Source organism: Oscillibacter sp. (genome assembly GCF_032060045.1).
Taxonomy (GTDB): domain Bacteria; phylum Bacillota; class Clostridia; order Oscillospirales; family Oscillospiraceae; genus Oscillibacter.
In genome coordinates this window covers 1-5,997 of record NZ_DAMBZJ010000029.1, presented here as the reverse complement: position 1 = coordinate 5,997, position 5,997 = coordinate 1, and the positions used below count along the sequence as shown (strand labels likewise).

The window sequence follows — 5,997 nt, the reverse complement described above, 5'->3', positions numbered from 1 at the left end:
AATAGTTATAGCGGCACACCCACCGGCTCAGGGAAAGATGCCACCGGTGTAGCAATCTGCGCAGTTAACGGGGCATCTACGGTATCTGTCAGCGGCGGTACAGTGTCCGGCTCGAATTGCGCCGCTAATTCCGGTGTTATCTACATGTATGGTTCATGCGATGAGACCTTCGAAAACGTGACCGTCAGCGGGGCTGGTCAGGTATTGGCGACTGACGCAAGTAGTCCGGCAATCTATAGCAATGGCACTGTGGTAGTTAAGGGTGGCACTGTGTTTGGCTCTGGTACGGAAATATCCAATGTGATTTATTGCCCAGCTGGTTTTTCAGCGCCCACCGATAACGGCGTGGTCATTGCGCGGAATCAGGGCGCGGGAACCATACAGTACGAAAAAGATACAAGTACAGATCTGACCGTTTCACCGGATGATGCGACAGCCAAATGGGCAAAAAGCGGCGATCAAAGCGGTATTTCCTATTCGTATAGTGGAAATTCGGGATTTATTGCGGTGGATGGCGTCACGGTAGTAAATTCGAGTGTGACCGCAGATCAGCTGAATTACAACGACCCGTCCACCCTGAGCCTGTCTTATAACGGCAGCGCACAGGGAATCGGAATTGTCAGTGCGGCAAGCGGCGTTACTCTCGGCACGATTACTGTTTACTATACGGGTATAAATGGCACGGACTACGCCAAAAGCACTACGGCTCCCGCCAATGCCGGCACCTATCAGGTGACCGCGGATGTGGCGGAAAACGACGATTATGCGGCGACAAGCGGTCTCGTGCTGGGTAGCTATACCATCGCAAAGGCCGCCATGCCTACTCTCACATGGCCTGCGGCGGCGGATATTACCTACGGTCAGACGCTGGCCGACTCGGCTCTTACCGGCGGCTCGGCCCTTGGCACCTTCACCTGGACCGACGGCACCGTGGCGCCAAATGTCGGAGCCGGCGGCTATTGGGTAACCTTTACGCCCAGCAATTCTACCCTGCAAAATTATGAGACCATTACCGATAATACCACCAAACTGGTGTCCGTTACGGTGACAAAGGCAACTGCAACTGGTGTTGACAATACTTATAAGGTAAAGACAAATCTCCTATATTCATTTACTTTCGACCTAACATCCCTGTTACCTTCCGGTGTGGACGCGTCCCAGGTCAGTGCATATACAATAACCGGCAATACAAATAACAATGGCATTTTCAGCGGAGAATGCAGTATCAGCGGAACCTCACTGACGCTGGCCGTCAATTCGGTTGCCAAGGCGGGGCTTTCGGATACGGTGACCATCGGTTTCACCAGCGAAAATTACGACATTGGAAGCGCAACCATCACCTTCGAAACCACGGACAAAACTCCGGTCTCCATCACGGCTGCCATGACCGGCGGGGTGTATAACGGTCAGCTCTATGCCTACAGCAACGCAGCGGTGACGAATAATACCGACGGCACCATCGTTACAGATGTCACACTGACGGCAAGCTATGAAGGCGTTGATGGCACGACCTACGGCTCCAGCGCCACGGCACCGACGAACGCCGGGAGCTATCAGCTGACCCTCTCGGTGCCGGACACAGATGTGACCTATACTGGCAGCAATGTCTTCACTTTCACCATTGCAAAGCGCCCGGTCACCGTCAAGGCGGATAATAAGAGTGTGACTGTGGGCAGTGATCCGGTATTTACCTACACCGTGGACGGACAGCTTTCCGGAGAGACCGCGCTGATCGGCGAACCGCTTCTGGCTTTTGCTGTGGGAAATACCTATAAAGCGGGTAGTTACACAATTGGTGTTTTCCTGACCGGCGTGACCTACACCGACAATTACAAGGCGGCCGCCCCCGCCTATGTAAACGGCACCCTGACTGTCAGCAATCCTTCCACGGGCGGTAATACTACCGGCGGTGGTGGCGGCGGTTCGAGTGCCCCCGCGGCCCCCGCGCCCACCGTTTCCGGTTCCACAGCTACCACCACGGTGCCTGCGCAGACTGGCACAAACGGTACGGCGACTGCCTCCGTCACCCAGGCTCAGGTAACCAGCGCGATTGAAAAGGCGCAGGCGGCGGCAAAAAGCAACGGCGAAGTTCCCAAGGTGGAAATCAAGGTGTCCGGCGGCTCCAACGCAAGCGCGGTGCAGACCACGATTCCCAAAGCCGCCGTTCAGGCGATGGTTTCCGGCAGAATGGATTCCATGACGCTCTCTTCTCCCGTGGCCGCCATGACCTTTGATGCGCAGGCGATCTCCGCCATTGCCGGCGCAGCCTCCGGTGATGTGAAATTCTCTGCGTCCAAGGTCGAAACCAGCACGCTGTCCGACGCGGCGCGGCAGACAGTGGGCAACCACCCGGTGTATAATTTCAGCGTCACCAGCGACAGCAGCACCATCTCCCAGTTCGGCGGAGCCGTCACGGTTTCCATTCCCTATACCCCTGCGGCGGGTGAAAATGTAAATGCCATCGTAGCCTATTACATCAACGCCAACGGTGAGCCGGAGCTGATGCAAAACTGCCGCTATGATGCGGCGACGGGCACGTTGGTGTTTACCACCACCCACTTCTCCACCTACGCGGTGGGCTATCACAAGGTGGCGTTCAGCGACGTGGCGGAGGACGCCTGGTGCTACGATGCGGTCACATTCCTCGCGGCGCGCGGAATCACTGGAGGTACGACCGAAACTGCGTTCAGCCCCAATGCGACATTGAGCCGTGGTCAGTTCATCACGATGGTCATGCGTGCCTATGGCATTGAGCCGGACAATTCTTCCGCCGACAACTTCTCCGACGCGGAAAATACCTACTACACCGGATATCTGGCAGCGGCAAAGCGGCTGGGGATCACCAACGGCGTGGGCGGCAACAGATTTGCTCCAAAGCAGGCTGTCTCCCGCCAGCAGATGTTCACCCTGCTGTACAACGCTCTGAAGGCAATTGACCAGCTGCCCGAGGGGGATTCCGGCAAGACGCTCTCCGACTTTACGGACAGCGCAAACATCTCTTCCTACGCGCAGGAGGCGATGGAAAGTATGGTAGAAGCTGACGTTGTCAGCGGCAGCAACGGCAATCTGCGGCCGACTGCAACTACAACCCGCGCACAGATGGCGCAGGTGCTGTACAACTTATTGTCCAAGTAGTCATTCATACAAAACGGCAACATTTGATTTGGGCGGTCTGGTTTATAACCAGACCGCCCAAATATTTTATATCCATTGCGCACATACAAGGAGTTTTCCTTTGTTGCACAAATTTTGCAACAACGTTAAAATACACGAAACGGTTGAAAATGGCGGAATCCAATTTCAAGGTGTTCTCATGGCTAAATATAAACATTTGACTATTAACGAGAGGCACGATATTGAACAGTGCCTTAACAAGCAACATTCGTTCAAGGAAATAGGAAGAATGTTGAACCGTGATCCAACAACGATCTCATAGGAAGTTGTTGGCCACATCAAAGTCCGAAATGTTGGCGGAAAGAACTATCCATTCAATGCCTGTAAAAAGCGTAATGTTTGTAAAAAAGTGCAAAGTGTATGCAAGCCTTGTCATCACCCCTATGCCAGAGGACTTTTCTGTGCACGCTGCGGTGAATGTAACGGCACTTGCTCCGAGTTTGAAGAGGAACGCTGTCCGAAACTTGGTCTGCCGCCATATGTGTGTAATGGCTGTAAGAAGATTACCCGCTGTCAGCTTCAAAAACAATATTATTATGCGGATTTTGCCCAACAGGAGTATGAAGCTGTCCGCAGCGAGAGCCGACAAGGAATTGCGACAGCGCCAGAAGAACTGCAGCGAATAGATTCTGTTATTTCTCCGCTGGTCAAGCAAGGCCAGTCCATCCACCATATCTGTTCCACGCATGCAGATGAAATTATGCTTAACGAGAAGACCATTTACAATTACATTGACGCCAGCCTTCTTTCAGTTGGAAACATTGACCTACCGCGTAAAGTCCGCTACCGCCGGAGGCAGAAGAAAAAGCTGATTAAACTGGATAAAGGCTGCTACAAAGGAAGAACATATCAGGACTTTCAGCAATATGTAAAGGAAAACCCGGATCTGCCTATTGTTGAAATGGACAGTGTGGAGGGAAAGCGAAACTGCGGGAAAGTACTGCTTACAATATTCTTTCGTAGTTGCAGTGTAATACTTGCTTTCTTGCGAGACGCCAACACGGCCCGTTCTGTGGCCGACATTATTGACGGCCTTTATAAGAGGCTTGGACACAAGCTCTACTGCGAATTGTTTCCGATTATCCTAATAGACCGGGGAAGCGAGTTTACAAACCCATCCGCAATAGAATGCACAGAATGGGGCGAAAACCGAAGCAGAGTATTCTATTGCGACCCGCAGATGGCAGGTCAGAAGGGTGGTATTGAAGTTACACATGAATTCATCCGAAGAGTCCTACCGAAAGGCACACCTTTTGATGAATTGCATCAGTCTGATATAGACCTCATGGTGAACCATATCAATTCTTATGCAAGAAAGAAGCTGGGTAACCGGTCCGCATACCAGTTACTCAGTTTTCTTCATGGTGAAGATATCTTAGCAAAACTCAATGCCAAATTGATTCCTGCTAATGATATTAATTTGACCCCTAAGCTGCTGAAAAAATAACCGGCATTCCTACCGCTATTTTCAACGTATATGAGCTAAATGAACGGGGTGGAAGTTGCCTTTGCAAAAAATGAAAGAAAACTTCGACCTCTTGACAAGTTGCGCTTTTTGTGAATAGAAGGCAAAAATGCGTATCAAAATTAGCGCGAAATCCATTCAATTTGCAGTTATCTTTGGAGAAACGGAACTTACGATTACAAAGTGGAAGTTACAATTACAAAACGGAACTTAACTTTTCAATTCAGCGTTATAAAAATTGGTCTTTACAAATAAGAACGTCTGTTCTATAATGGTGCAGACTGCTACGCGTAAATGAAACTACAGCCCCGCTGCCGAGAAAAGCGAGGCCTGTCGGAAATAATTTCTTTTATCAAGGGGTACGAAACAGGAAGGGGGAACTGCGGATGCGGGGAAGACAGTCGGCCTGCTGCTTTACGGGGCATCGGCCGGGAAAACTGCCCTGGGGCTATGAGGAGAACGATCCTCGCTGCGCATCTTTGAAGCGGCGGCTGATGGACGCGGTGGAGGCCGCCTATGCGGAAGGGTACGTCCACTTTCTGTGCGGCATGGCGCAGGGCTGTGATTTATATGCCTGCGAGTGTGTGCTGGAGTTGAAGCAACGATACCCGGAAGTGACAGTGGAGGCAGCAATTCCCTGTCCCTCTCAGGCGGATGCCTGGTCCGAGGCAGAACAGGCGCGGTATCGGCGGCTGCTTACCCGATGCGACTATGAGACGGTGGTTTCCGCCGCATACAGTCCAAGATGCATGCAGCGCCGGGACCGATATATGGTGGACCATGCGTCGCTGCTGATCGCTATGTTCGACGGCAGCCCCGGCGGCACCCGCTACACTATGGAATACGCCATGCGGCGGGGACTGGACGTGGTGGATTTGCCGATTTTGGAGGAAGCATGATGAAGGAACTGATTCTTTCTGCCCCGGCGAAATTGAATCTGACACTGGACATTCTCCGCCGCCGGGCGGATGGGTATCACGATTTAAAAATGGTGATGATTTCCATAGACCTAAAGGACACATTGACGGTGCGCCTGCGAGAGGACGGGAGGATTCTCGTCCGCGTACCGGGCACGGATTTGCCGGAGGGAGAGGATAATCTGGCGGGTCGAGCCGCCAGGGTGTTTTTTGAAGAAACCGGAGCTATGCCGGGTGCAGACATCACCATTGAAAAGCGCATTCCCGCACAGGCGGGCATGGCCGGCGGCAGCGCCGACGCGGCGGCAGTTTTGCGCGCGCTGCGGACGCTGCTACACCCCGGGCTGACGGACCGGGATTTGGAGACGATGGGAGAGCGGATCGGCAGTGACGTGCCCTACTGTGTCCGGGGCGGAACGGCGCTGGCGGAGGGGCGGGGAG

The 5,997-nt window shown here is 52.9% G+C and carries 5 protein-coding genes; all 5 read left to right on the top strand.

Annotation, left to right across the window (positions count from 1 at the left end; all coding sequences use genetic code 11):
* Positions 1–3,135 (top strand): S-layer homology domain-containing protein (locus tag RT018_RS11790; protein WP_312942208.1); only part of this gene is annotated, 3,135 nt, incomplete at its 5' end.
* Positions 3,136–3,313: 178 nt separating this feature from the next.
* Entirely contained in the window at positions 3,314–3,436 is a 123-nt protein-coding gene (locus RT018_RS11785) for a helix-turn-helix domain-containing protein (protein WP_312942276.1), read from the top strand.
* A gap of 219 nt (positions 3,437–3,655) precedes the next feature.
* Entirely contained in the window at positions 3,656–4,621 is a 966-nt protein-coding gene (locus tag RT018_RS11780) for an IS30 family transposase (protein ID WP_312942206.1), read from the top strand.
* 404 nt (positions 4,622–5,025) lie between these two features.
* On the top strand, positions 5,026–5,538 hold the full coding sequence (locus tag RT018_RS11775; protein ID WP_312942203.1) for an SLOG family protein: 513 nt from the start codon (positions 5,026–5,028) through the stop codon (positions 5,536–5,538).
* Positions 5,535–5,997: 4-(cytidine 5'-diphospho)-2-C-methyl-D-erythritol kinase (gene ispE / locus RT018_RS11770; protein ID WP_312942200.1), on the top strand; the 463-nt coding region annotated here is incomplete at its 3' end. The genes RT018_RS11775 and ispE, both read left to right, overlap by 4 nt.

Bases quoted from the DNA above. Each gene is read 5' to 3' on its own strand.
- RT018_RS11785 (WP_312942276.1), top strand. From the start codon at position 3,314: ATGGCTAAATATAAACATTTGACTATTAACGAGAGGCACGATATTGAA.
- RT018_RS11775 (WP_312942203.1), top strand. From the start codon at position 5,026: ATGCGGGGAAGACAGTCGGCCTGCTGCTTTACGGGGCATCGGCCGGGA.